The organism is Martelella mangrovi (assembly GCF_040545495.1).
GTDB lineage: Bacteria > Pseudomonadota > Alphaproteobacteria > Rhizobiales > Rhizobiaceae > Martelella > Martelella mangrovi.
In genome coordinates, this window is the sequence record NZ_JBEPLY010000007.1 from 116,426 (window position 1) to 139,920 (window position 23,495).

Consider the following 23,495-nt stretch of genomic DNA (forward strand, 5'->3'; position numbering starts at 1 on the left):
TTGTTCTGATTTCGATCCTTTCGAGCGCCGCGACAGCCGCTGTCAATTGGCGTTACAATGGGACCCTCTTTTCGGTTGCACACGCCGATCAGCGTGCGCAGGACCGAGCCATCAATTTGGCGCAAAAGACCTGCGTGTACGGTTTCTTTGGTTTTCTTCGGCTTTAGCTTTGAGAATGGTTTCTGACGCGCCGGGATTCGGTTCTGGTTTCTATGATCTCGCAGTGGTGCGTGAGCGCGCCAGAGAGAACGGCAACGGCCATCTCCTCTCGACGCAGCGGGCCAGTTGGGCATTGTTGTGGATATTCATTCGGAGCCTCCGGTGAGTGCTGAAGCCTGGTAACCCCAGTCTCCGCGGTCTGCTGCGAATGGACAACCGCCTGAAAGCTCATAGTTAGAGCGCGACGATGCTCACTGGCAGGAAAACAAGCAGAGCGGAGGTCAGTGTGGTCCTTCAGAAAAATTTGCCCCCTTTTGGTGGAGATTGATGAGCGCTGTACCCGACCACTCGTTCGTCACGCATCGCGATATGATGAACAGCATTTTCTGTGTCGAACTCGTCGGCCTCTTCTCCAGAACCCTCCTCGAGGTCGCTCCATGATGTCTGGAAATTTGGGAGTGTTGCTGTCTAATACAATATAAACCGTATTTTTTAAGGCTATGTAAGCAATGATTTACTCGTAATTGCTCCTCACTAATTAGTCCGAGAAAATATTTAGCGGTGGTGTTTGTAGTGCGTATTTTCTAGTGGATGAGGGCGCGCCGAAATGCTTCTGCCACCGCGTGGGGCCGGCTGTGTACGCCTAGCTTTTTGTTTACCGAGGTGAGGTGTTTGTCTACAGTGCTTTCCGAGATGGTAAGTATCTGAGCGATTTCCCACTCAGTTTTCCCCTCCGCTGCCCATTTGAGGCATTCGAGTTCTCGCGCAGATAGCAAAGGACGGTCGCCGTCTTTCCGTATTCTGTCTATAGCCATAGCTTAGAGCCCTTCAGGTTTATACGGAATCGTTCTGCGGCAAGGAATCTGCGCCAAGACCGCCGGCAATGGCGCGAATTCATGCCGCCCAGTTCAGCGCGCTTGACGCGCTGAACCGACTAAATCGCGGGCGTGTTCATTCCATGATCTGGAGATCATGGAATGCCGCCCTTGCGGGTTTGCCGAAACCGGCCATCCACTTTGTTGAAACCCTTCGTCATAGCTATGGCTATGCCGCGCGGACTTCTTCTCCATAGGAGAAAATACTCTATCCGGTATTATTCCCTTGGTGTGCCGATGCATACGAGATCACCACTGGCAGGCGCGACGTAGTGGCGGCAGCATTTCGGCGAGGTTTTCCATTTCGAACAGCAGGGCGCGGTTTTCATTGCCGATGCCGAGTGACATCTGGATGCGCGGGGCGGCGCGCCATTGTGTGATGTCGGCGATGCTGGTGAGGCCGCGGGCGTTCATCAGCACGGTGCCATCGGCGACGGCCTGCCAGGTTTCGGTTTCCGGCCGACCGCTTGCCGTCCTGATCTCGATGGTGTGAGGGCCCAGCGAAAGAGATTGCGGCAGGATGATGCGCGCGGTGGTGATATTGGCCTCGCATGACAACATCAGGATGGCGCGGTCGGCGGGGTCGGTTGCGTCCGAAGGCGGCGTTTCGGGCATGGTCAGGTAGACGTTTGCGGTTCCCGGCTGAAGCAGGTCGCCGGGGTTTTGCGCCGCGTATATGGCTGCGCTTTTTTCCGGCAGTGCGTCCTCTTCGGCCAGCGGCGGCGGTGGGGCCGTGGGGGCTGCGGCGGCTTCGGCCATCAGCTCGGGCAAGGTCAGCAAATCGTCGGAGCCGACGCGGGAATAGCGGAACTGCCAGCCGTCATCGCCAGCTTTGCGCGCCTGCTCCATCGCATGAGCGAGCACGGCGATCGGCGGTTTTTCCTGCGAAGACGGCGCGGGAGAACCAACTGATGACGTTCCGCCGGAAAGCACCGACATCGGCGTGCCCAACAGCTTGTCGAAACAATCGAGCCGGTTCAGCCGGTCGATGGTTTGCAGGCAGGTATCGAGCCCCGCCTTTGGCACGGCCACGGTGTCGGCCGCTGCCGGGTGCGCGGCAAGCAGAAGACCGCTCATCAGGGAGAGCAGAACCGGCGTCTTCATATAAAACCTCGTGTTTGTGGCGGTCATCGCTCAGACCTCTTCCCTATGCGTTTCGGTTATGCGCTCGTCACCGGCGCAGATGCCGTAGCGCGCCAGCTTTCGTGACAGGGTCCGGCGCGGAACGTCGAGAGCTTGCGCCATGTCGGCCTGATTTCCGTGGAAGCGGCGAAAGCAACGCGCAAGGATATCGGCCTCGGCCTTGCCGACCATTTCCCTAAGCCCGCCTTGATCGACGTTTGCGTCATCGGGGGGCTCGACGGTCGCAGGGGCAGCCCCGGCAAGCAGCGAAGCATGCGCCTCGCGCACCTGTGCCAGAGAGATCTCGGCCTCGTCGCGGGCCAGCAGCACGCAGCGGAGCAGAAAATTCTGCAGTTCGCGCACATTGCCGGGGAAGGAATGGGTCTGCAGTTCGGCCATCGCCTCGTCGGTGAACGCCTTCACCGGCTCGTCCTCGCGGGCGGCGATCTCGGCGAGAAAATACTGGGCGAGATAGGCGATATCGCCCTCGCGGTCGCGCAATGGCGGAAGCTTGATCGCAAGCTGGGCGATGCGGTGGTAGAGGTCGGCGCGAAATGTTCCCTCACCGACAGCTGCCCTGAGATCGCGGTGCGTGGCGGTGATCAGCCGGAAGTCGACATCATGCTCGGTGTCGGCGCCAAGTGGGCGCAGCTTTCGTTCCTGAAGCACCCGCAACAGCTTGGCCTGAAGGGCCGGTGGCAGGTCGCCGATTTCGTCAAGAAACAGCGTGCCGCCATCTGCTTTCTTGATCAGTCCCGCGCGGGCTTTTTCCGCGCCGGTGAACGCGCCTTTCTCGTAGCCGAACAGTTCGCTTTCCATCAGGCTTTCCGGTATCGCGGCGCAGTTTTCGGCGACGAAAGCCTTTGCCTTGCGGGGCGACAGACGATGCAGCGCGCGGGCGGCCAGTTCCTTTCCGGTTCCGGTCTCGCCTTCCAGCAGCACGGCGTAGTCGCGTCCGGCACAACGCGCGATCTGGCTGCGCAGCTTGCCCATCTGTGGTGACTGTCCGACCAACCTTTCCGAAAGGGCGTCATCAATCCTCTTCCAGCCTTCCTCGGCGTTTTTGCGGGTCTGATCGCTGGCGCGCTGTTCAAAGGCCTCGACCAGCGGATGCAGTGCAACAAAGGTTTGAAACAGGTGGGAAAGAACATTCGCATTTTCGGCAAAGCCGTTGTCCGGAAGAATGCCGACGTTGAAAAAAGCGACACCGTTTCCGGGGCGAAGCCCGCTGCCGGCATCTTCGGTTTGGCTGGCCGCCAGGCGGAAAGCGAGCAGGCGGCCATTGGCCCCGAACAGGCGGTTTCTCAGGGCTTCATCGTCGTTGAAAGTCGTCTGCCCGTGGCGATATGCGCTCTGGCGCTGCAAGGCGGCAATGGCAGCCGGCGGCCTTTTGTCGAACCCAAGGGGAAACGGCGGCAATCGGTCTGTCGGAAACGTGTTTTCACTGGCGAGAGGATTGAGCGCGCGACCGCTGGCATCCACGGCGTAGATCGCAACGCCGTTGGCAGGTTGAATTTCCAGGACGGCTTCAACAAACCGAAAGCGCAATTGGCTTTCGCTGCGCGCCCTCATCATGCGCAAGCCTGTCTCAGTCATGTCGCCGGCCGCAGCGCTCATCGTCAGCCACCGTCCGCCAGTTGCGGCGTTTTTTCGCGTGATTCCGTCCGCGCAATGGTTTCAAACGAGAAACCGTGCGCCTCGTCATGATCGACGATGATGGCGCCGAGCGCGATGCCCTGTTGCCCGGCCTCCAGAATTTCGAGCGAAATGGTCGGCAGCAATTGGCGCTGGATGATCTGGTCGACGAAGCGCGCGCCATTGGTCGAAAAACCGCACATGGAGCGGATGCGCGCTGCGGCATTGTCGGTGACCGTCAGGGCAATACGCTGGCTGTCGGCAAGCAGTTCCTTCAGTCCGCCGAGTTTCATGTCGACGATTTCAGCCATGATCGCTTCGGAAAGCGGCAGGTAGACGATCGGCTGCATGCGCGCGAGCAGCGCCGGTTTGAAATGCTGGGCAAAGACCGGTTGCAGCGAGCGCGCCATGGTTTCGGCCGATGGCGTCTTGCCGTCCTCGGCCGTCGTCACCCAGTTTTCGATCTGGTCCGAGCCGAGATTGCTGGTCAGGAAAAAAACGACATTCTTGCAGTCGATGGCGCGGCCCTCGCCATCGGCGAGCTCACCCTTGTCGAAGCCCTGGTAGAAAAGATTGAGCACATTGGCATCGGCCTTTTCGACCTCATCGAGCAGTACGACCGAATAGGGTTTCTTGCGGATGGCTTCCGTCAGAATGCCGCCCTCGCCATAACCGACATAGCCGGGCGGCGAGCCGATGAGGCGCGAGATGGTGTGGCGTTCCTGATATTCCGACATGTTGATCGTGGTCAGGAACTGTTCGCCGCCGAAAAGCTGGCGGGCGATTTCAAGCGCCGTCTCGGTCTTGCCCACACCGGAAGGTCCGGCAAGGAAGAACACGCCCAGCGGCTGTCCCTTGCGGTGCAGGTCGAGACGCGATGCCCTGAGCCGTTCCTCGATCGCCTTCAACGCATGGCCCTGGCCAAGGATCGTCTGTCCCATGGTTTCGGCCAGCGTCAGCAGTTTCTGATAGTCGTCGGCCACCATGGAGGTGACCGGAATGCCGGTCCAGTCGCCGATGACGGCGGCAATTTCGGCAGCGCCCACATCGACGGGCACCATGCGGTCGGCAATGTCGATGCGGCCAAAGCGCTCGGTCGCTTCGGCAATATCCGGCTGGTGCGTGTCGGTCTGCGGGGCGTTGTCATCGTCTGAGCCGGCTTCAAGGAGACTGCGTCTTTGCGCCAGCAGCGCACCCGCAATTTCGCTCTGCTCGGAGAATTTCGTCTCCAATCTGCCGATTTCGTCCTCAAGTGCATCCAGACGGTTCTCGATAACTGCAAGGCGCTCGTCTTGCTCGGCCGTGAGCGTTCCGAGTGTCTGGTCACGCAGCAGGCCGTCGCGTTCCCGCAACAGGGCGGCGCGCTCCTCGCCATGTTGTTGCAGCACGGGCGGACTTGCCGAGCGCGCGGCAGACACCCGCGCGCAGGCCGTGTCGATCACATCGAGCGCCTTGTCGGGAAGTTGCCGCCCGGTAATGTAGCGGGCGGAAAGGCGGGCGGCGGCATCCAGCGCCGCCTCGGTGATGTAGACGCCGTGCGCCTTCTCATAAGCCGCCTTCAGCCCGCGCAGGATGATCACCGCCTCGTCGACCGTCGGTTCATCGAGCTTGATCAACTGGAACCGGCGGGTCAGAGCCGGGTCCTTTTCGAAATATTGCTTGTATTCGCTCCATGTCGTGGCTGCGATGGTTTTCAGTTCACCGCGCGCCAGCGCAGGTTTCAGCAGGTTGGCCGCATCTGAGCCGCCCTTGTCACCACCGGCGCCAATCAGCGTATGGGCCTCGTCGATAAACAGCACAATCGGCGTGGGGCTGGCCTTTACCTCGTCGATCACGGCCTTCAGCCGCTTTTCGAACTCGCCCTTCATCGAGGCGCCCGCCTGCAGCGAACCGATGTCGAGGCCCCAGACCTCCACACCCTTGAGCGGTTCAGGCACGTTGCCCTCGGCGATCTTCAGCGCGAAACCTTCCGCCAGCGCTGTCTTTCCGACACCGGCTTCGCCGACGCAGATGGGGTTGTTCTTGCGCCGCCGGCACAGAATTTCGACGATCTGGCGGATTTCAGAGTCACGGCAGAACACCGGATCGATGCCGCCATTGCGCGCCAGTTCGGTGAAATTGGTGCCGAAGCGGGAAAGCGCGCTGTCGGATGTGTCGGGCTCCGCCGCGCCGGCTTGCCCGCCGGAACCTGTGGTTCCCAGCGTCTCGACCGAACCGGCCGTCAGCGTTTCGAAGCGCTTGAGAATATCCTCGGCGGAGAGCGTCTCCAGCAGATTATAATAGGAGAAATCGAGATAGCGGCCGGCGTCGGACAGCAGGGCGATCAGTACGGCACCGGAGCGGATTGCGGGCTCCTTCAATTGCACCGATGCGACGATCCAGGCGTCCTGCAGCAGATCGAGGAGAAGCGGCGAAAAGGTTGGCGTGCGGTCGGCCTCGCTCTGGCGCAGCCGCGCGAAAGGCCCTTCGACAGCCTCTTTCAGTTGATCGGGAGAAAGGCCGTTCTCCTGCGATATGACGCGGATATCGTTGCCGGGCTGACCGAGAAGGCAAAACAGAAAATGCTCTATCGTGACTTCGCGGTGATAGCGGGCCACGCAAAGCGAGCCGGCTTCCTCGATCGCCAGCCGCGATCCCCGGTTGAGCCTTTCGATGATTGCCCGGATATCCAGACGCGCCATGTCAGTTCCCCGTTCTCATAGAATGTTCTGCAATTGCTGGATAACCTGGTCGGTGTAGCGCCCCAGGCTGATGTAAAAGGCGGCGAAGGTGCCGATGCACAGAAACGCAAACAGAAGCCATATCAGCGACACCGGTGTCTGGCGGCGGATGATATGGGCCTTGCTGATGACCTTGTCGCGGAACGAGGTCAGCACTTCCGGCGGGTCGCCGCGTTCCTTGCGGATGGCGTTGTGGACTTCGCGGATCACGGTTTCGAGCTGGCTGCGGCCATTGTGCATGACCCTGTATTTGCCTTCGAAACCGAGGCAGAGCAGCAGGTAGAGAAACTCTATCAGCTCGATATAGCGTTCCGGATCGCGCATCAGTCGCGCCAGCACGATGAAGAATTTCTCGCCGCCCCAGGTCTCGGAATGGTACTGCGCCAGCAGGCTGCGCCCCGACCAGTCGGAATCCTGGCCCCAGGGCGAGCACATGACCGCTTCGTCGACGGCGGTACACAGGCAATAACGATGGGCAAGGATCGTCGCCCGGTCGTAGCCCTCGCGATGCAGCTCCAGCTCGATGGATTCGATTTCCGCGCTGATATCGTGATGAAGATGATCGATGTTTTCAAAATTGCGGACATCGGGAATGCGCGCCAGAAGCGCCAGCAATGGCTGGCTGGCATCGACGATCCTGTTGATGCTGTTGCCGCGCAGCGGAAACGACAGGCGGGAAGGGGCGTAGGTCTTTGCCGAAACCGTCTTCATTTCCGGGGTTTCGGTGGCCTCGATCAGCCGTCCGTTATCGTCGTCCTGACCGGGCTCGAATACGCTCGGTGCGCTCTCCGATAGATCGCTCATGTCATTGCCCTCTCATTGCGGATGGCCCAGAACTGCATTTCGAGATCGGGGAAGTTGCCGGTCACGTGGAAGGCGAAACCGCTGGCGTTCTCGATGTATTTCCAGCCCGGTGAGTTTTCGTCGAGCTGGAAATAGGTGAAGCCCGCGTGATACGGCAACTGGCGCGGCGGCGCCGGCAGACGTTGCAGCACCACGCCGGGCAACTGCACATGGATCAACTCGCGGATCTTCTCGATTGACGACACCTTGGTCTGTGCCGGAAACTCCAGCGACAGTTTTTCCAGCTGAACGCTCGCCTTCACCGCAATCACGAAAATCGCGGTCTTCAGCAGCGAGCGGTCGTGCACCGGCGTGGTGTAGACCCCGTATTTCTGCTTGTTGAGCGGCAAGGCGACAGCATTGGCCTCGAAGATTGCCGTCAGCGACTGACGCAATGACGTAATCACCGGTTCGAAGCAGATCGCCGGCTCCTCATGGTGGTAAGGAGGCCACATTTCCGGCATCCGCTTTTCATGGGTAAAGGTCGCAAGCTCGCCTGCCGCTCTCGCCAGAACCAGATAGAGGTCACGCGGATGAACACCCTGAACCGTGGCAAGGTGCCTGAATTCCGGCCACAGACGGTTTATGGTTTGCAGCATGAGAAAGTCCGAGACATCCGAGACGCCGCGCTGGCCGGGCGTGCCGAGCCGTTCGGCAATCTGGCGGGCTCGCTGCTGTAACAGGCCGACGAAATCCTCAAGCGTTTTTTTCAGTTGCGGCGTCGCCTCGAGTGTCGATGCGGTGGGCAGGAAACGATCGTCGAGCACGAGGCTTCCATCCGAGCGCTTCTCGCGGATGCGGGCAACCGGCAGGCAGGTATAGGAGGAGCGATCCTCTTCCTCTAGCATCAGCCGCAGGCGGTACTGCGCCACATTGATATCGAAGGGTTCGGTATCGACCGAGGCGTTGTCGCGCACTTCCTGCAGCACGGCGTTCATGCGCACGTTCGATTGCGGCTGGACGGCATCCTCGATTTCCGGCACCCCGTTGAGCCTGAGCGGCAATGCGAGAAAAACACGCTGGTCGACGATATTGCGGCCGCTGACATCGAGCGCTGCCGGCGGCATGGTTTCGCCGGGTATGTCGAGGACCGAGCCATCGGGGAAAACGCCGCTGGCGCTGTCGACAACGACCTTTCCATGCAGCAGGTTCTCGGGACTGATCTCGACCTTCGACAGGCCGGTCTGATAGGCGTCGATGCCTTCGACCCGCGTCCTGATCAGATATTCGATATAACGCTGTTGTTGCTGGAAGTGATGGGGTTTCAGAAAAAGTCCGTCGCGCCAGACAACATGGTTTCTCAATGACATTTTTCGGTTTGTTCCATTCTGGGTAACGCCTAGCGGTGCAGATTCGTGATGATTTTTGTTGGCGTGATCGCGGTGAACAGCTGGTAGGTCTCTCCCTTCGCATTCACCTGAACGGTCGTGCGCCAGTTGACATCCCTGTAGTTCACATAGCCGCCAACGATGCCGATGAAGGTCGTATTCTTTTTCAGTTCGATGTTTTCGATGGGCTTGGACTGGTCCGGCGTGACCTGAACCTGCGTCATGTCGACATAGGTCGATTTCAGCGTACCTTTCGGGTCCATGGTCAGCGATTCGAAATCGGACTGCATGAATTGACCGTCATCGGACAGCTGGAACACCCAGACATCGATGGGCAGCGGCTGGCCGTCATCGCCGCGGTTGGCGCCCCTTTCCTCGAAGATCATCATGTCGATCGTGCTCGGCTGGTCTGTCGCGTCGCCGACGGGGATATCGGGATTGCCGATAACCTTGAGGATCTTGCCCGTGGCCTGGGGAATGCCGCATGACGACAATCCGGCCACGACGGAAAGCAACGCAACACACACAACACGCCGACGCACACACATTCGCCTAACGCTCCTCGCCCAAGCCAGCGAGCGCCTTGCTGCGCATTTCGCGGTCGTAAACCTGCCGGAAAATTTCCCAGAACATGCGTGCCAGACCGCGCTGGCGGTCGGACTTCATCTCCTCGTAATAGTGGCGATACATCTGCCAGTGCCAGGCGTCCTGATCGCCGACGCGCGGCGCATGGCCCTTGTAGCGGGCAAAGCGACGCGAAAGCTGGTCGGGCGCCAGTGCGGCCAGCACCGCGCCCAAGGCCGTATCGATTGCAACCCGGCTCGCCTGTTCATGGGCGCTGATCTGCTCAAGACTTTCCTCGACGGCGGCGGTGGCGTTCAGATGGACCGGGCTTTGCACCAGAAACAGATCGCGCATCGCCTCCTCGGTGCTCATGTCGAGACGTAGCGGATTGTCTTCGACGGGATGCAGATGCGTATCGCTGAGATTGTTGCGGTCTTCGCCCTGAAGGCTGTGAATGGCCATCAGACCGGAAACCGCCGTTTTTAGAGCGGCACCCGCCTCGCGCGCAAGCCGGTTGGCCTCCGGAACCGGCATGTCGGCGACCGGCAGTCCCATGGCCTGCATCAACGGGCGGAGCACGACATGGTCGACCTGCTCGTCGTCCTCCATCTGCCCTGTTCTGGCGGCAGCGGGCCATTCCTCCCGCTCGCGCATCTCCTGAAGGCCGCCTTCAACCGAACGGTTTGCCAGTTCGTCGAGATAGTCTTCCAGTTCCCCGTTTTCCTGCCGGACGCCGGGCGTTGCGAAATTCGCATTCTGCGCCGCCGGATCGTCTATGCCGAGTGCCTTCTTGCTCGACTTCGGCTGGATATTCAGGTCGTCGATCAGATCCTTTTTATCGGGCATGGCTCTCATTCCTCGTTCGCTGTCAAACAGAACAACCGGGTCGTTCGACAAATCCGTTTCATTGCTGGCGGTTCGGTCGAGATGCGTAACCGGGTCGATCCCCTCATCGATGTCGGTTTCGTCAAGTTCGAAAAAGTCGTTTCTGCCGTCGTCAGCGGCAGAGGCATCGGCGAGCAGTGCCGCAGCGTCGATGTGCTCATCGCGGCTTTCGCCCTTGAGCGTTCCGGGAATGATGGTCTCGACCGCAGAAAAGCGGTCCTCCCAGCCCTGGAAGCTCTCGGCGCTGCTCTTTTCTCCGGCCTCGTCGGCAGCGAGATAGACGGAAACGTCGAAATCGCCGACCCTCCAGCGGTCACCATCGGAAATCGAAAACGCAGCGCCTCTGGGCAGAGGGCGCGAGGAGCCGTTGATGACCATGCCCTCGTCATTTTCGGGCATAGCGCAGAACTGACCGTCCTGAAGGTATATCCGGACATGGTGCGGACTGACGGTTCCGGCGCGATCGGCAAGGCGCCAGTTCGCATCCTCCGCCGAGCCGACAGTGCCGCCGCGTTCGGTAAACACGGCGGTGGCGACGATGCCGCTTTCCAGATTGATGGTGTTGTTGACGGCGAGGATCAGGCGCATCGTCAAAGCCTCCCCGTCACGCGGACATCGCGGCGGCTCGCTTCGCCTGTTCCCAGAAACGAAGACCAGCCGAGATGCGAGCGATAGCCATCGACCTCGTCGGACGAAATCTCTTCGCGTCCGTGCAGGCAAAGCGGTTTGGCCTCTCCGGCGGCGAGACCGAGCTTGATGTCATAGGCATGCTGATCGCGCAGCATGAACTCGATAAGCTGTTTCAGCGCCTGATGGCTGCTGCCACGGGGCAGGAATTCCTGGAAACGCTCGAAACCGAGGTTTTTCAGGTAGACATTGAATTTCGAGGCGATGTCGGGAACCCGCTCGCCGATGACCGCGCTTTCGCCGAGCACCGAGTTCAGGCGGCCAAGAGAGAATTGCTGCTCGGCGGGAATATCCACCTTGCGCCGGACCCATTCCTCAACCTCGACGTCCGGATGGAAGAAGGCGTGGGAGACGACCGAGGACACCACCTGGGGCGACCTGTTGCGCGAGGCAAGCAGACCGGTAAAGGTCAAAAGCCTGGCCCAGTTGATCGGCGATTGTTCCCGCGCTTCCCGGTCGGCAAGCCCGAAGATGCAGAACATGGCCTGCGAAAAACTGTCGGTGGCGGCCGGTCGGTAGCGGACATAGTACCGATACTTGCGCATCGTGCGGTGCATCAGGCCGACAAGCCGGTTATGGAAGAAATCGAAGAAGCCCTTCAGCAGCGAGCCTTCGGCGTCGTAACGGGCAATGGTTTCCTGATAATAGGAGGGCAGCGGCGAGCCGGCGCCATGCAGGCCGAGAAAGGTCACTTCCATACGAAGCCGTTCGAGATCGTTTGTCGGGACCGCCTTGTCGCGGTCGTCAACATCGCGGTCGTCTTCCGGCAGCTTTTCTTCGCGCACGATATCGTTGATATCGGACACCGGAAAACCAAGCCGGCTGTCGACGCCAAAGACAATCTTCTCGTCGGTCGGAAGCAGGTGGGTTCCCACTTCCGTTCCGTCGTCATAGACGCGCTGCGTCTGCTCGACCGCCTGGAAGAAGGACCAGGCGCGCGCATCGCGGACCAGAAGGTCCGTCAGATGATCGGCTGCCGGCCTGTCTTCGCTGGCCATTTGTAAACCTCGTTGTTTTCCTCGCCCTCCACGATGAGCTCGTGGAAGGAGTTGATGCTGGCATAAAGGGTGAAGAATTCGGCAAGCACGCTGGCGAACAGATACATGTCGCCTTCGCTGTGAAAGCATGACTCCCGAATGGTCATGCGCGACTGAAGCCCGCGGATGGGCTGGCCGCGAAACAGCTTGTCGAAGGGTTTGGTGTCGATTGTGCGAATGCCGTCCATACGCTGGCGGCTGGTGCGCTCGGCCCGACGGTCGGCATAGGCCTGAAAATCATAGATGGCGATCACCGCGCCAAGCGCGTCCTTGTTGAGAAGCGACACATAATTCAGGGCAAGATTGGAGATCATCGTCCAGTAGAGAGACCCGTCAAGCGGCGGGTAGATCGGCGCTGTCGGCTGGCGCAGATTGCGAAATGTGACAAAGGCGGGCGTATCCTCGGTCATGACGCAGATATCGCCGCCGCCAAGTTCGCGTGCATCTCGGCTGTTGAAGCAGCTCAGTTCCGCTGAAACCACTTCATAGTCGGGCACGGCGGTCGAATTGTCGTGCCGGACAAAGGAAATGAGATGGTCGGCGTCGGCCTGTTTCAGGGATTCGCGTAGCCTGAGCCGGTAATAGATCTGGGTGAGGTGTTGCTGGCGCTCGACCTCGTGGTGAAAGGATTCGAAGGCCGGGTATTCGCGCAGATGCTGACCGGTTGCGGGTTCGCCCTCGGAGCGCCAGCTCACCACCCGGTCGATCGAAAAGATTGCCTTCGCGCCGTCACCATTGGAGGACGGCCGCAGGGGATAATGAAGCCGGCGGTGGTCGACCTTCATCGGTTCGGCATCATGGCGGAACAGGTTGACGGCCGGCGTGCAGTAAAGCTGTATCGTGTCCGGACGCACCTTGACATCGGCCGGCAAGGGCCGCTCGAACTGAACCGAAAGGCGAAACGTCATACCGCTTTCATTGCCGAGGCTCTCGCCGAAACGGATGAGGTCGAAGCACTGGAATTTTTCCGGGAAAACGAAATATTCCTGCAGCAGGCGATAGCCTTCATAGGCCGTATTGCCTGACGGCAATATGGCCTCGTTGGCCCCGAAACCGCCGGGATGGACGTTCTTCAGCGGAAAGGTCACGGTTCGCCCGCCGCCTTCACCGCCCATGACGGTGATTTCGATCGATTTCAGATAGCGACCGAACCACAGATAAAGCATCTGGGCGGTTTGATCGCCGCTGGAAAACCACAGCCGCAGATCCCTGAGGTCGATCATGCCGAGCGGCAGGTCGGACAGCGTTTCGAAATCGATGTGCAACGTGGTCGACTGCCGAGATCGCTCGAGATATTGCCCGGCGATTTCGAGCGGGTAGACATGGGTTTCCGACGTCGTGCGGAACGGGCAGACCGTGCCGGATACCGGGCGCGACAGGATGACGGTACCGGTCGGCACGACCTGCCGTTCGGTGATCGCCTTTTCCTGCGGCGTAAGCTTCATCATCGCGGTGGACGGAAATGGTCGCAGAAAATTCGGCAGCAGAAGATTGACGACGGAGTGCGTCAGTTCCGGCAGTTCGTCATCCAGCTTTTCCCTGAGCCGCGAGGTCAGGAACGCAAACCCCTCAAGCAGACGTTCGACATCGGGGTCCGTCGACTGTTCGGACAGATACCGAGCGAGTTTGGGGTTGTTTTCAGCGAAGAACCGACCGCTTTCCCTCAGATAGGTCAGTTCGTCCTGAAAATAACGTGAGCGCGCCGAGTTTGCCAATTCTGGCTCCTGCAACTTCTTACATAACTGTTCCGACATGCCTTCGGCCGCGCGATTGACCTGCCTGTTCTGTCATCAGGCAGGCCCCGCCGGTCAGGGCTTTCGTTGGCGTTGATCTTTTTCGTCAGAGCGCGCCCTCCTGCCGCGCGCGCTAAATGATCTGTGTGGTGTGTCCGTCCCGCATGAGCAGATCGATTTCGACCAGTTCCTGCCGCGATTTTGCCGGCACCAGCGCCTGGATCCGGAATTTCAGATCGAGCGGCCGATCGGCGTCGTGCATGCACTCGACAAGCTTGACGTCAACACGAGGCTCGTAGGTGTTGATGCAATCGCGGATCGAGGCCGCGATGTGCCGGGTCAAGTCATTGGATTCGATCGATGACTCGTTGAAATCCGCAAGGCCGAGACCGGGAGCGGACTGGGAGCCGCCGCTGCGTGCATTGAGCAGGCGGATAAGGTGGCGCTTGATCGAACGCACGGTCGCCTCTGCGGCATCTTCCGTGCGCTCGATCGCCACATTCTCCTCATCCAGCACAAGACGCTCGAACAGGCTGCCTGCCGACCGGCGGTCGATGCTGTCCCGAATGTCGCTTTCGCGGTCCCTTCGCATGGCCGGATTGCGCCTATTCTTCCTTGTCGAGCTTGCCCACCAGGGACAGTTCGAAATTGGCGCCCATATATTTGAAGTGCGGCCGCACCTTCAGCGTCACCTGATACCAGCCGGGATCGCCCTCAACATCGGAAACTTCGACGTTTGCCGCACGCAGCGGACGGCGCGACCGCACATCCGACGGCGGGTTTTCCTGATCGGCGACATACTGCTTGAGCCAGACATTGAGCTCGCGCTCAAGGTCTTCCTTCTCCTTCCAGCTGCCGATCTGCTCGCGCTGCAGCACCTTGATATAGTGCGCCAGCCGGTTGATGATCATCATGTAGGGAAGCTGCGTGCCGAGCTTGTAATTGGTCTCGGCTGCCTTGCCTTCCTTGGTGTTCTGGAAGATTTTCGGCTTCTGCACCGAATTGGCGGAGAAAAAGGCGGCATTGTCCGATCCCTTGCGCATGGTCAGCGCAATGAAGCCTTCCTCGGCAAGTTCGTATTCGCGCCGGTCGGTTACCAGGATTTCGGTCGGAATCTTTTCTTCGAGCTGCCCGAAGGCCTCGTAGACATGAACGGGCAGATCATGGACCGCACCGCCCGACTGCGGGCCGATGATGTTCGGGCACCAGCGATATTTGGCAAAACTCTCGGTCAGCCGTGTGGCGAGAACGAAGGAGGTATTGCCCCACAGATAGTGCTCGTGATTGTCGGTCACGCTTTCGGAATAGACGAAGCTCTTGACCGGGTTTTCCTCTGCATCATAGGGCTGGCGCAGCAGGAAGCGCGGGCAGGTCAGGCCGACATAGCGGGAATCCTCGCTCTGGCGGAACCCCATCCATTTGCGAAAGCGCGGCCCTTCATAAATCGAGAACAGGTCCTTCTGCGCCGGCAGATCGACGAATTCGTCGACATCGAACATCTCCGGAGAGGCGGCCGCTATGAACGGTGCATGCGCCATGGCGCCAACCGAGGCCACGAACTGCAACAACTTGACGTCACGGGCGCCGGGGCCGAAATCGTAATTGGCGATCATCGCGCCCACGGGCTCGCCGCCGAACTGGCCGTAGCCGGATGAATAGACATGCTTGTAGAGACCGGACTGCACCACTTCCGGCGCGGTCTCGAAATCCTCCAGCAGTCTCTCCTTGGAAACCGGCAGCAGGTCGATCTTGATGTTTTCACGGAAATCCGTCTGGTCGATCAGAAGCTTGAGCCCCCGCCAGGCAGACTCCATCTCCTGAAACCCCTCGTCGTGAATGATTTCGTCCACCTGCCGCGAAACCTTCTCGTCAAGCTGGGCGATCATCTGGTCGACGAGGACGCGATTGATGCGTTCGCCGGGCTTGCGGCTTGAAAGCATGTCGGCGATGAACGCTTCCATGCCCTTGCGCGCGATGGAATAGCTTTCCGTATCGTCCGGACGGATCCGGGTTTCTTCCATGATCTGGTCGAGAAGCGAGAAGCTTTGTGTCTCGCCGGATTTTTCCTTGAGAGCAGCACCTGATTGGGCCATGTTTTTCAACTCCGAACTACGCGCCGATGAATTCGGCTGTTCAAACAGCATTCCGGTATTCCTTCAGGAAAACGGGGACGACTTCAGCTTTTCTTGTCTTTCGGCGCGTCATCCTTGACGGCGATATCGCCTTCGGGCGTGCCGGGCAGGTCAGGCTTTGGCTCTGCCGCCAGTTTTTCAGCCTCCCGCGCTTCGATGGTCTGCAACTCTTCGACCAGCTTCTGCCGGGCATCCTCATCTTCAAGAATCTGCTCCAGCCGCTGGCGAAAGGCCGGCATATTGCCGAGCGGGCCTTTCAGTGCGACAAGCGCTTCGCGAAGCTCGATCAGCTTCTGCAGTTCCGGAACCTGCCGCACCACCGCATCCGGCGAGAAATCCGCAAGGCTTTTGAACTCGAGTGTGGTGCGAAGACGGGCTTCCTCGTCGTCGGAAAGCGTATCCTTCACCTCCATCTCGCGCTTCAGCCCGGCCTCCTTCATCACCGAGGCGAAACTGTTCTTGTCCACGGAGAGCATTTCACGCTCTTCCAGAGCAGAACCATCGTCATGACCGAGATAGTCGCCGAGCATGACCAGACGAAGCGGGAGCTCGACCTCTTCCTGCTGGTCGCCTGTTGCCGGGACATACCGGATATTGATCCGCTCCTTGGGAGCGACTGAGCTATCTTTTCCAGCCATTTTTTTGGTTCTCCAGTTCCACCATTGTTGCCGAGATGGCAATTTCATTACCATCACTGCGCGAATTCTTGCATGAACCCACCCAAATTAGGTTTACCTGTATAGGTAGCTCGAACCTTACAGGCAGTGTATATAGTTGACAATAACCATTCATCAAAATATTAGATAAGGCTGCATAACACGTTAGTATTATGATATAAAGTTCGAATTATATTCGATTTTTCTAATATCATAGGTGAATAAAGTTTGTACTTTTGATGCAAGTGCAGGGAGGTTGGCTGTGAACCGCATTTTTGGATTTTTCATGAAGTTCATAAAAGCTTCCCTCAGAGGTGTAAAAAAGGTATTCACTTCATATAGTTCGGTAAGTCTTATTATTGCTGTCGGACTATGTGTATTGATATGGTTTTTTGGCCCTCGATTGAGGATATACGGATACCGTCCCTTCGAACCGACAACTGTCCGTTTGGTCGCAATCATAGCGATAATTTTCTTCTGGGGGTTGAATAACCTTCTCGTCGGTTTCCTGCACCGGCGCAGGCAGGAGCGCGCTGTCGAGGAGAAGGTGGAAAAGGTCCCGCGAGACCCGGTAAAGGAGCGGGTCGATGCGTTCGATCGCAGTTTCCGCAATGCCATGTCCGCCATCGCCAGGCACTGGATCGGCTCCGATGGCAAGCGCGGGAAACGCTCGGTCTATTCGCTGCCCTGGTATGTGATGCTCGGCTTTCCTTCAGCCGGGAAAACCTCGTTCATCGTCGAGTCCAACCTCAAATTCCCTCTGGCGCATCTTTTCTCGCAGGAAGACGCCAAGACCGTAACGAAAACCGAGGATGTCGATTACTGGGTGACCGATGACGCCGTTGTCTTCGATGTTGCCGGCCAGTTGCTCACCCATCAGCGCAATCGCGCGGACGATAATATTCTCGATGTTTCGCGGCTTCTCTGGGATAAATTTCTCGGCCTGCTCAACGAATACAGGCCCCGCAGGCCGATCAACGGCGCGATCGTCTGTATTGATCTCGTTGATCTTATCCAGTCCTCGCCCGAAGTACGGGAAAACAAGGCAGCACTTCTGCATGCCCGTCTGGTTGAAATGTCGGAAGCGCTCAGTACGCGCTATACCGTGCACGTCATTCTGACAAAGCTCGATCTTCTCGACGGCTTTCACGAATTCGTCTCAGGCCTGACCAAAGCGCAACGCGAGGAGCCATTCGGTTTTACCTTCTCGGTTTATTCGGAAAAATCCGGAGACAGCTGGGTAGAGGAATTCGAAAAGGCCTATGACGGTTTTCTCGAGCGTCTCAACAACCTGATGCTGGATCGCATTGCCGATCAGCACTCTTCCGAGGCGCGGCGCAAGCTCTATACATTCACGCGTCAGCTTTCCGGTCTGAAGGCGCTGATCGGCGATTTTCTCACGACCAGCCTCCATCAGGACAAGTTCTCCACGGCGCCGCTGGTGCGCGGCGTGTTCATGGCCTCCTGCCGCCAGGAAGCCGTGCCATTCAATGCGGTGCTGACTGCGGCCTCGCAGAAATACGAAATCCGTCCGCCCGTGCTCGCCGTTCATGGCGATCACTCCAAACACTATTTCTCGTCCAATGTGCTCAAATCCGTAATCTTCGAGGAGGCAGGCCTTGCCGGCGACAATATCCGGCTGGAGCGCGCCAAACGGGCGCGGTTCATTCTTTCGGGCGCCGCGGCTTCGGTTCTGTTCATCGGTTTCGTCGGTTTCTATTGGCAGGCCTATGAAAGCAACCGCGCCAAGATGGACGAGGTCGTCAGCATTGCCAAAACCTACAAGGCCAACAGCGACAATCGGGCTGCCAACAAGGGTGACGCCGGCCGGTCCTTCCTGCAGCCGCTGAATGCGCTGCGCTCTGCTGGCACGATTTTCGGCAATTATGACCGCTGGGGCGTCGTGCCGTCCTTCCTGACGCTGTCGCAGGGACGACGAATCGGGCCGGTCATCGACAAGACCTACATTGCCTTGCTGCAAGACGGTTTCCTTCCCGATCTTGCAAGCTATGTGGAAGCGGATGTGGTGGAGCTCGGGACGGCGGACGATACCCGCGACGGCGACGAACGCCTTGAGGACCTGCGCATCTACCTGATGCTTGGGGATACCGCGAAACGCAACAATGCGCTGGTGGAAGAATGGTACGGCGAGGTCTGGCAAACGCTCTACACCGGCGACGACCAGACACAGCAGGACCTGTCCACGCACCTCAAATTTGCCGTCGAAGACGCCAATCTCGAAGTTCCTCTCAACCAGAGCGAAGTTGCCTCGGCACAGGCGGATCTGCGCGCCGTGCCGCGCGACCTGCGCCTCTATCGCAATATCGAGCAGCTTGCCAAAAGCCAGCTTGTCTCGGCCGTCAACTTCAGAAACGAGATCGGCCCGGCCTATAATATCATTTTCCGGCAACCGAAAAATGCGAACGGAAATGCCGAACCGGTGGAAATCCCGCCCTTCTTCACCAGGACCGGCTTTACCGACTTTTTCGTTAAGCAGAACGAGGCGCTGTCCGTCGTCGCCATCGAGGATGCCTGGGTGGCCGGCGAACGCGACACGGTGAGCTATTCGCAGGAGGACCTGGACGCTTTCCGCAAGCAGGTCGCCGAACGTTATGCGACCAATTACATCAACACCTGGACCAATGCCCTGAACCAGTTGGATATCGTCGATTTCGGCAGCCTCGACAAGGGCGTTGACGTGCTGGAGGAAATCACCGGACCGGATGCTCCCTTCGCCCGGCTTATCGCGCTTGTGAAGGCGCAGACGCAGATCTACGCGGAAAAGACCGTTACCCAGACCCCGGACCAGGCAGCCGATGCCAAGCAGCCCTACGATCTTTACCGGGAGCAGGGCATGCGCATCAATCGTGCCTTTGCCCGGCTCGATGCGCTGGATGATCCCCGTGACAACAAGGGCAGCTATCTTGAGGACCTGGAGGCCTCGCTGTCCAAACTTTACGAATATCTCAAGGAGGTCCGTCAGGCAGGAGACCGCTCGGGCGAAATGGCGCTGGCCAAGGCCAAGGCGCGGGTGAAGCTGGAAGGCGATGACCCGATCTATGTCGTCGAGCGCCAGGGGGTTGACCTGCCGGAGCCGATGAGCCGGTTCTTCGCGACGATTTCCGACCAGAGCTGGGCCGTGGTGCTGGACAAGGCCAAGGACGAACTCCAGCGCGCCTGGAACGACGATGTCTACGGCGAGTATAATCTTTCGCTGGCGACGCGCTATCCGTTCACCATGGACGCTCAGGAGGATGTGCCGCTCAAGGAATTTACCGACTTTTTCGGTCCGAACGGAAAGATCGAGAATTTCTACAATGACAATCTGAGCCTGTTTATTGATGACGCAACCGGCAAGCCGAAGGTGATTGACGGACAAAGCCTTGTCATCAATTCCGAATTCCTGGTGCAGTTGAAGAAGGCGCTCGCCCTGCAGGATAGCTATTTCGGCAATGACGGCGCGCTTGGCGTGAACTACACGGTGGAACCGAAGGGCCTTTCCGGACGCTTCGGTCGCTCGGTGATGAATGTCGAAGGCCAGCTTGTGCCCTATTCGCACGGGCCGCGTTTTCCGGTCCGCATTATCTGGCCGAACGAGCTTTCGAAAAAGGCCGAAAGCGTGTTGACGCTGTTTCCAAGCGGCGGTGGCAGGCCGCGCACCATGTCCTTCAGCGGGCCGTGGTCGGGCTACAGGCTTCTGAATTCCGGCAAGATCGTCAACTACGATTCCAATGGCACAGTGGTTGAGTTCGATGTCGGCGGTGGCACCGCGAGCTACACGATCACCCAGCAGGGGCAGAAAAACCCGGCGCGACAGGACCCGCTGGCCGATCTCGTTCTGCCTGCCCGTCTGTGATTGCGGGTGGGAGAGGTCGATGGCGAATGAGGGATTCCTGAACGCGATTAATGCCACGCTTGCAGATCCCTGTGATGGCGACATCGAGGAATTGCCCGCCTATGATGTGATCGGCGACGCGCTGATCCGGCGTGGCACGCCCAGTCAGGCATCGGTCGACTGGCAGGAGGTCGAGGAAGCGGCGTCAAGACTTCTCGCCCGCAATGCCAAGGATATCCGGCTGATCGAAGCGATCTGCATGGCGCGGTTCGCAACCCGCGACCGTGAGGGCCTGTTTGTCTGTCTTGACGGGCTGAACGCCTTTCTGGCCCTGCCGAAATCCTTGCGGCGGCCCGAGAAGAAAGCACAGTTCCAATCGGTTCTGACGCGGCTGCTGGGGTTCTTGCTGAAAGACGGCCCTCCCGGGCCGGCCGGTATATTGGCCGAGGAACTGACCGCCAACCTCCGGCTTCTCGGCGGAAATGACGAGCTTCAGGAAGCTGGACAGTCGCGGGTGATTTCGGGCTTTCTCGACCGGCTGGCCCATGATGCGGATGGGGAGGCCGGGGACCACGGCGCGAGTGCCAAAGCCCGACCTGAGCCGAATTCCCAGACCAATGGCAAAACAGCGGAGGCCAGACAGGTCGAGCCTCCTCCTTCAACGACGGTCGATTTCCGGCTGCTGCGCCGCCAGACCGGAGAGCTTGCCGACCTGCTGTTCGATCTCGATCCGGCAGCTCCCGTTTCCTACCTTTTGCGCCGCCATGTGACCTGGCTCGACGTGACCGCGCCACCGCCGCTCAAGGAAGGGCAGAACACGATCGTTCCGCCGGTCTCCATTGAAAGCGTCGAGCGCTACGAAACGACCTTGCGCGACAATCCTGATGATCCGGCACTGGCCAAACGGCTGGAGCGTACGCTTCAGTCGCTGCCTTTCTGGATCGGCGGACATGTGATTGCCGCGCGGCTCGCGCAAAAATGCGGGCGTTCCGCCGCAGCCACAGTCATCGCCGCAGAAACGCGCCATTTTCTGGCGCGCCTGCCGGGGCTTGCGGACCTCAATTTCCTTGATGGGCAGCCGCTTGTGCCTGCCGACGATCGCGCGGCGCTCGATCAGCTTGCCGGGCACACCGGACAGGCGGCGCCGACGAATGGAAATGAGATCTCACAGGAACGTTACGGTGTCGAGATGCCGACACTTGAGTGCATGGCGGCGGACCCGGCGAAGGCCAGCGAATGGGATCAGAACTACCGACAGGCCCCGTCACCGCGCATGCGCGCCTTTCTGGAGCTTGCAACACTGGAGATGCTGGCGGCATCCGGCTTTACCGCGATCACCGCCGATCAGGCCATCCGCCTCGAACGGGCGGCCGAAGGCGCCAGTGTCAGGGAATGGGACCCGGAGCTTTTCCGAAGACTGGAGAAATTCGGAAAATGGTGCACGCCAACATTTTGAATCAAAGAGGAATTTTTCGTACTCAATGGTGGGAACTTCAAATTGGCTAGGAAGCTTCTTTTTTATCAATAGGTTATGTAAAAAAATAACGTTATGTCCGTGCCTGTCCCGACCATTTTGGGTGGAAGCGTCCTGGGCGCACCTGCATAAGTAATCGTTCATTTTGGTTGCATGTTGCCCTTGGCGACAAAAACCCCCTTTTAAAATCAGTTTTCTGTGGTCTTTCGATTCAAATTAATCGTCTAGGGCATAGTTCATGCACGATAGAGCTTGTTCGCCGCGCTTTGACGCTGACGGGCTTGAGCCTGTCGACGGCACGGTGCCGCGGCAATTGAAAGCAAGGAAACGAAAGACGCCTGCCGGTTTTTGCATGTTGGGCGACAGCACCGGCAGACGTCTCGAGAACAGGCAGGAATACCCCATGCCCACAAGCGCTTATATCACGATCGAGGGCGCAACGCAGGGCCCGATCACGCAAGGCGCCTTTACCGGGGATCCCATTGGCCATGTCTGGCAGGAAGGCCATGAGGAGGAGGTCATCGACCACACCGTTGTCATTCTCCGCGACCCGCAGATCAGCCATGGCCCAGGGCAGCGGTTCGGCATCCCGATGGATGACAGAACCACTGGCTGTAACGAGTCGGCCAAGACGCGTCCGGACTGGCGCACGGTTTCTGCCAGCTCCGGGACGGCGGCGTGAGATTGTCGAAGCTCTCATGGTTTCGGCGGTTGTTGTAATGTTCGATGAATGCACCGATCTGAGTTTCGAGGTCTTCCGGGCAGACGGTTTTCATCCAGATCAAAAAGTTCTAGAAATCGCTTCAATGTAACCGGGGCGGATGAAGTCTGGTTCTGTGAAGGGAGAGATGATGACGGATGCGGTAAAGGGCAGTTGTTGCGCCGTTTCTCGAAATGCCTCGCAGCCGCCGCCGGCTGCTGCCGCAACGGTGCGTGACGCGCCGGTAACGGCGGGCCAACGGGCAGATCCGATTTTCATTCCCGGCGGGCGCAGCCATGTCGGCACCGACAAGCCTGAAATTCCGCTTGATGGCGAAGGCCCGGCGCGCAGCGTCAAGCTCAATCCATTTCATCTTGAGGCCGAGGCGGTGACCGTTCGCCGCTTTGCCGATTTCGTGGCTGCGAAAGGCTATGTCAGCGAGGCGGAGCGTTTCGGCTGGTCGGCGGTGTTTGCCGGGCTTTTGCCGCCGGATAGCGATGTGAACGGAAATGCGCCTTCGACGCCCTGGTGGGTGCGTATCGATGGTGCGTACTGGCACCAGCCCGAGGGGCCGGGCAGCAACACCGATGATAGGCTCGACCATCCCGTGACCCAGATTTCCCTTGCCGATGCGCAGGCTTTCGCCGAATGGGTCGGCGGTCGGTTGCCGAGCGAGGCGGAATGGGAGCGGGCGGCCCATGGCGGCGTGCGTGGCCGCAAGTTCACCTGGGGCAATGCCGAACCGGACGACGAGACCATCTTCTGCAACATCTGGCAGGGACAGTTTCCGCATCACAATACGATGGCCGATGGCTATATGGCGACAGCCCCGGCGCGCTCCTTCGAGCCCAATGAGGGCGGTTTCTACAATATGGCCGGCAATGTCTGGGAATGGACGGCCGATCCCTATCGCATCCGCTCGCTGTCACGCCATGCCAAGAAGCGCAATGCCGATGCGGTGGCCGCCGACGAGCGGCTCTTGAAGGGCGGCTCTTTCCTCTGCCATATTTCCTATTGCTATCGCTACAGGATTGCCGCGCGCATGGCGCTCACCCCGGATAGCGCGGCCAGCAATGTCGGCTTTCGTGTCGCTTACGACGCCTGACGCTT

General features: G+C 59.2%; 17 protein-coding genes and 1 pseudogene. 4 read left to right on the forward strand and 14 right to left on the reverse strand.

Annotation, left to right across the window (positions count from 1 at the left end; translation table 11 throughout):
• Positions 1 to 743: 743 nt before the first annotated feature.
• The 13 genes from ABID12_RS11905 to tssB all read right to left on the reverse strand — a co-directional run bounded on the left by ABID12_RS11905 (position 744) and on the right by tssB (position 16,358).
• Positions 744 to 974: a response regulator transcription factor gene (locus ABID12_RS11905; RefSeq protein WP_354434375.1), complete on the reverse strand. Its 231-nt coding sequence runs from the start codon at positions 972 to 974 to the stop codon at positions 744 to 746.
• 309 nt (positions 975 to 1,283) lie between these two features.
• Positions 1,284 to 2,138, reverse strand: coding sequence for a type VI secretion system-associated protein TagO (locus tag ABID12_RS11910; protein ID WP_354434376.1), 855 nt, complete (start codon positions 2,136 to 2,138; stop codon positions 1,284 to 1,286).
• 30 nt (positions 2,139 to 2,168) lie between these two features.
• Complete coding sequence (locus tag ABID12_RS11915; RefSeq protein WP_354434377.1) at positions 2,169 to 3,773, reverse strand: sigma-54 interaction domain-containing protein; 1,605 nt, start codon at positions 3,771 to 3,773, stop codon at positions 2,169 to 2,171.
• Between the two features lie 2 nt (positions 3,774 to 3,775).
• Positions 3,776 to 6,472, reverse strand: coding sequence for a type VI secretion system ATPase TssH (gene tssH / locus ABID12_RS11920; protein WP_354434378.1), 2,697 nt, complete (start codon positions 6,470 to 6,472; stop codon positions 3,776 to 3,778).
• A 15-nt stretch (positions 6,473 to 6,487) separates the two neighbouring features.
• Positions 6,488 to 7,315: a type IVB secretion system protein IcmH/DotU gene (icmH, locus tag ABID12_RS11925; RefSeq protein ID WP_354434379.1), complete on the reverse strand. Its 828-nt coding sequence runs from the start codon at positions 7,313 to 7,315 to the stop codon at positions 6,488 to 6,490.
• Positions 7,312 to 8,664, reverse strand: coding sequence for a type VI secretion system baseplate subunit TssK (gene tssK, locus ABID12_RS11930; protein ID WP_354434380.1), 1,353 nt, complete (start codon positions 8,662 to 8,664; stop codon positions 7,312 to 7,314). The genes icmH and tssK overlap by 4 nt, the downstream gene beginning before the upstream one ends.
• Positions 8,665 to 8,693: 29 nt before the next feature.
• Positions 8,694 to 9,230: a type VI secretion system lipoprotein TssJ gene (gene tssJ / locus ABID12_RS11935; RefSeq protein WP_354434381.1), complete on the reverse strand. Its 537-nt coding sequence runs from the start codon at positions 9,228 to 9,230 to the stop codon at positions 8,694 to 8,696.
• Positions 9,231 to 9,234: 4 nt separating this feature from the next.
• Positions 9,235 to 10,719 carry a type VI secretion system-associated FHA domain protein TagH gene (gene tagH, locus ABID12_RS11940; RefSeq protein ID WP_354434382.1) on the reverse strand — a complete coding sequence of 495 codons (1,485 nt, stop codon included), beginning with the start codon at positions 10,717 to 10,719 and terminating at the stop codon, positions 9,235 to 9,237.
• Positions 10,720 to 10,721: 2 nt separating this feature from the next.
• Positions 10,722 to 11,816 carry a type VI secretion system baseplate subunit TssG gene (gene tssG / locus ABID12_RS11945; RefSeq protein WP_354434383.1) on the reverse strand — a complete coding sequence of 365 codons (1,095 nt, stop codon included), beginning with the start codon at positions 11,814 to 11,816 and terminating at the stop codon, positions 10,722 to 10,724.
• Positions 11,780 to 13,570 carry a type VI secretion system baseplate subunit TssF gene (tssF, locus tag ABID12_RS11950; protein ID WP_354434384.1) on the reverse strand — a complete coding sequence of 597 codons (1,791 nt, stop codon included), beginning with the start codon at positions 13,568 to 13,570 and terminating at the stop codon, positions 11,780 to 11,782. The genes tssG and tssF overlap by 37 nt, the downstream gene beginning before the upstream one ends.
• A gap of 151 nt (positions 13,571 to 13,721) precedes the next feature.
• Complete coding sequence (tssE, locus tag ABID12_RS11955) at positions 13,722 to 14,180, reverse strand: type VI secretion system baseplate subunit TssE (RefSeq protein WP_354434385.1); 459 nt, start codon at positions 14,178 to 14,180, stop codon at positions 13,722 to 13,724.
• A 13-nt stretch (positions 14,181 to 14,193) separates the two neighbouring features.
• A complete protein-coding gene (gene tssC, locus ABID12_RS11960) occupies positions 14,194 to 15,732 on the reverse strand; it encodes a type VI secretion system contractile sheath large subunit (protein WP_435528223.1) in 1,539 nt (512 codons plus the stop codon).
• Between the two features lie 32 nt (positions 15,733 to 15,764).
• Positions 15,765 to 16,358: a type VI secretion system contractile sheath small subunit gene (gene tssB, locus ABID12_RS11965; RefSeq protein WP_354434386.1), complete on the reverse strand. Its 594-nt coding sequence runs from the start codon at positions 16,356 to 16,358 to the stop codon at positions 15,765 to 15,767.
• 304 nt (positions 16,359 to 16,662) lie between these two features.
• Between tssB and tssM the strand changes: the two genes are divergently transcribed.
• The 3 genes from tssM (at position 16,663) to ABID12_RS11980 (ending at position 22,367) form a co-directional block, all read left to right on the forward strand.
• Complete coding sequence (tssM, locus tag ABID12_RS11970; protein ID WP_354434387.1) at positions 16,663 to 20,232, forward strand: type VI secretion system membrane subunit TssM; 3,570 nt, start codon at positions 16,663 to 16,665, stop codon at positions 20,230 to 20,232.
• 19 nt (positions 20,233 to 20,251) lie between these two features.
• Positions 20,252 to 21,667, forward strand: a complete 1,416-nt coding sequence (locus tag ABID12_RS11975) for a TssA family type VI secretion system protein (RefSeq protein ID WP_354434388.1) — start codon at positions 20,252 to 20,254, stop codon at positions 21,665 to 21,667.
• Positions 21,668 to 22,088: 421 nt separating this feature from the next.
• Positions 22,089 to 22,367: an Hcp family type VI secretion system effector gene (locus ABID12_RS11980; RefSeq protein WP_354434441.1), complete on the forward strand. Its 279-nt coding sequence runs from the start codon at positions 22,089 to 22,091 to the stop codon at positions 22,365 to 22,367.
• Here the strand turns inward: ABID12_RS11980 and ABID12_RS11985 are convergent.
• Positions 22,360 to 22,446, reverse strand: a pseudogene (locus ABID12_RS11985) (integrase core domain-containing protein); the annotation flags it as partial. The gene ABID12_RS11980 and the pseudogene ABID12_RS11985 overlap by 8 nt on opposite strands.
• A gap of 90 nt (positions 22,447 to 22,536) precedes the next feature.
• Here ABID12_RS11985 and ABID12_RS11990 point away from each other — a divergent pair.
• Positions 22,537 to 23,490, forward strand: a complete 954-nt coding sequence (locus ABID12_RS11990; RefSeq protein ID WP_354434389.1) for a formylglycine-generating enzyme family protein — start codon at positions 22,537 to 22,539, stop codon at positions 23,488 to 23,490.
• The last annotated feature ends 5 nt before the right edge of the window (positions 23,491 to 23,495 follow it).

Excerpts from the sequence above, each read along its gene's own strand:
- ABID12_RS11905 (WP_354434375.1), bottom strand. The coding sequence starts at position 974 with ATGGCTATAGACAGAATACGGAAAGACGGCGACCGTCCTTTGCTATCT.
- ABID12_RS11910 (WP_354434376.1), bottom strand. The coding sequence starts at position 2,138 with ATGAAGACGCCGGTTCTGCTCTCCCTGATGAGCGGTCTTCTGCTTGCC.
- ABID12_RS11915 (WP_354434377.1), bottom strand. The coding sequence starts at position 3,773 with ATGAGCGCTGCGGCCGGCGACATGACTGAGACAGGCTTGCGCATGATG.
- tssH (WP_354434378.1), bottom strand. The coding sequence starts at position 6,472 with ATGGCGCGTCTGGATATCCGGGCAATCATCGAAAGGCTCAACCGGGGA.
- icmH (WP_354434379.1), bottom strand. The coding sequence starts at position 7,315 with ATGAGCGATCTATCGGAGAGCGCACCGAGCGTATTCGAGCCCGGTCAG.
- tssK (WP_354434380.1), bottom strand. The coding sequence starts at position 8,664 with ATGTCATTGAGAAACCATGTTGTCTGGCGCGACGGACTTTTTCTGAAA.
- tssJ (WP_354434381.1), bottom strand. The coding sequence starts at position 9,230 with ATGTGTGTGCGTCGGCGTGTTGTGTGTGTTGCGTTGCTTTCCGTCGTG.
- tagH (WP_354434382.1), bottom strand. The coding sequence starts at position 10,719 with ATGCGCCTGATCCTCGCCGTCAACAACACCATCAATCTGGAAAGCGGC.
- tssG (WP_354434383.1), bottom strand. The coding sequence starts at position 11,816 with ATGGCCAGCGAAGACAGGCCGGCAGCCGATCATCTGACGGACCTTCTG.
- tssE (WP_354434385.1), bottom strand. The coding sequence starts at position 14,180 with ATGCGAAGGGACCGCGAAAGCGACATTCGGGACAGCATCGACCGCCGG.
- tssC (WP_435528223.1), bottom strand. The coding sequence starts at position 15,732 with ATGCTGTTTGAACAGCCGAATTCATCGGCGCGTAGTTCGGAGTTGAAA.
- tssB (WP_354434386.1), bottom strand. The coding sequence starts at position 16,358 with ATGGCTGGAAAAGATAGCTCAGTCGCTCCCAAGGAGCGGATCAATATC.
- tssM (WP_354434387.1), top strand. The coding sequence starts at position 16,663 with ATGAAGTTCATAAAAGCTTCCCTCAGAGGTGTAAAAAAGGTATTCACT.
- ABID12_RS11975 (WP_354434388.1), top strand. The coding sequence starts at position 20,252 with ATGGCGAATGAGGGATTCCTGAACGCGATTAATGCCACGCTTGCAGAT.
- ABID12_RS11980 (WP_354434441.1), top strand. The coding sequence starts at position 22,089 with ATGCCCACAAGCGCTTATATCACGATCGAGGGCGCAACGCAGGGCCCG.
- ABID12_RS11990 (WP_354434389.1), top strand. The coding sequence starts at position 22,537 with ATGACGGATGCGGTAAAGGGCAGTTGTTGCGCCGTTTCTCGAAATGCC.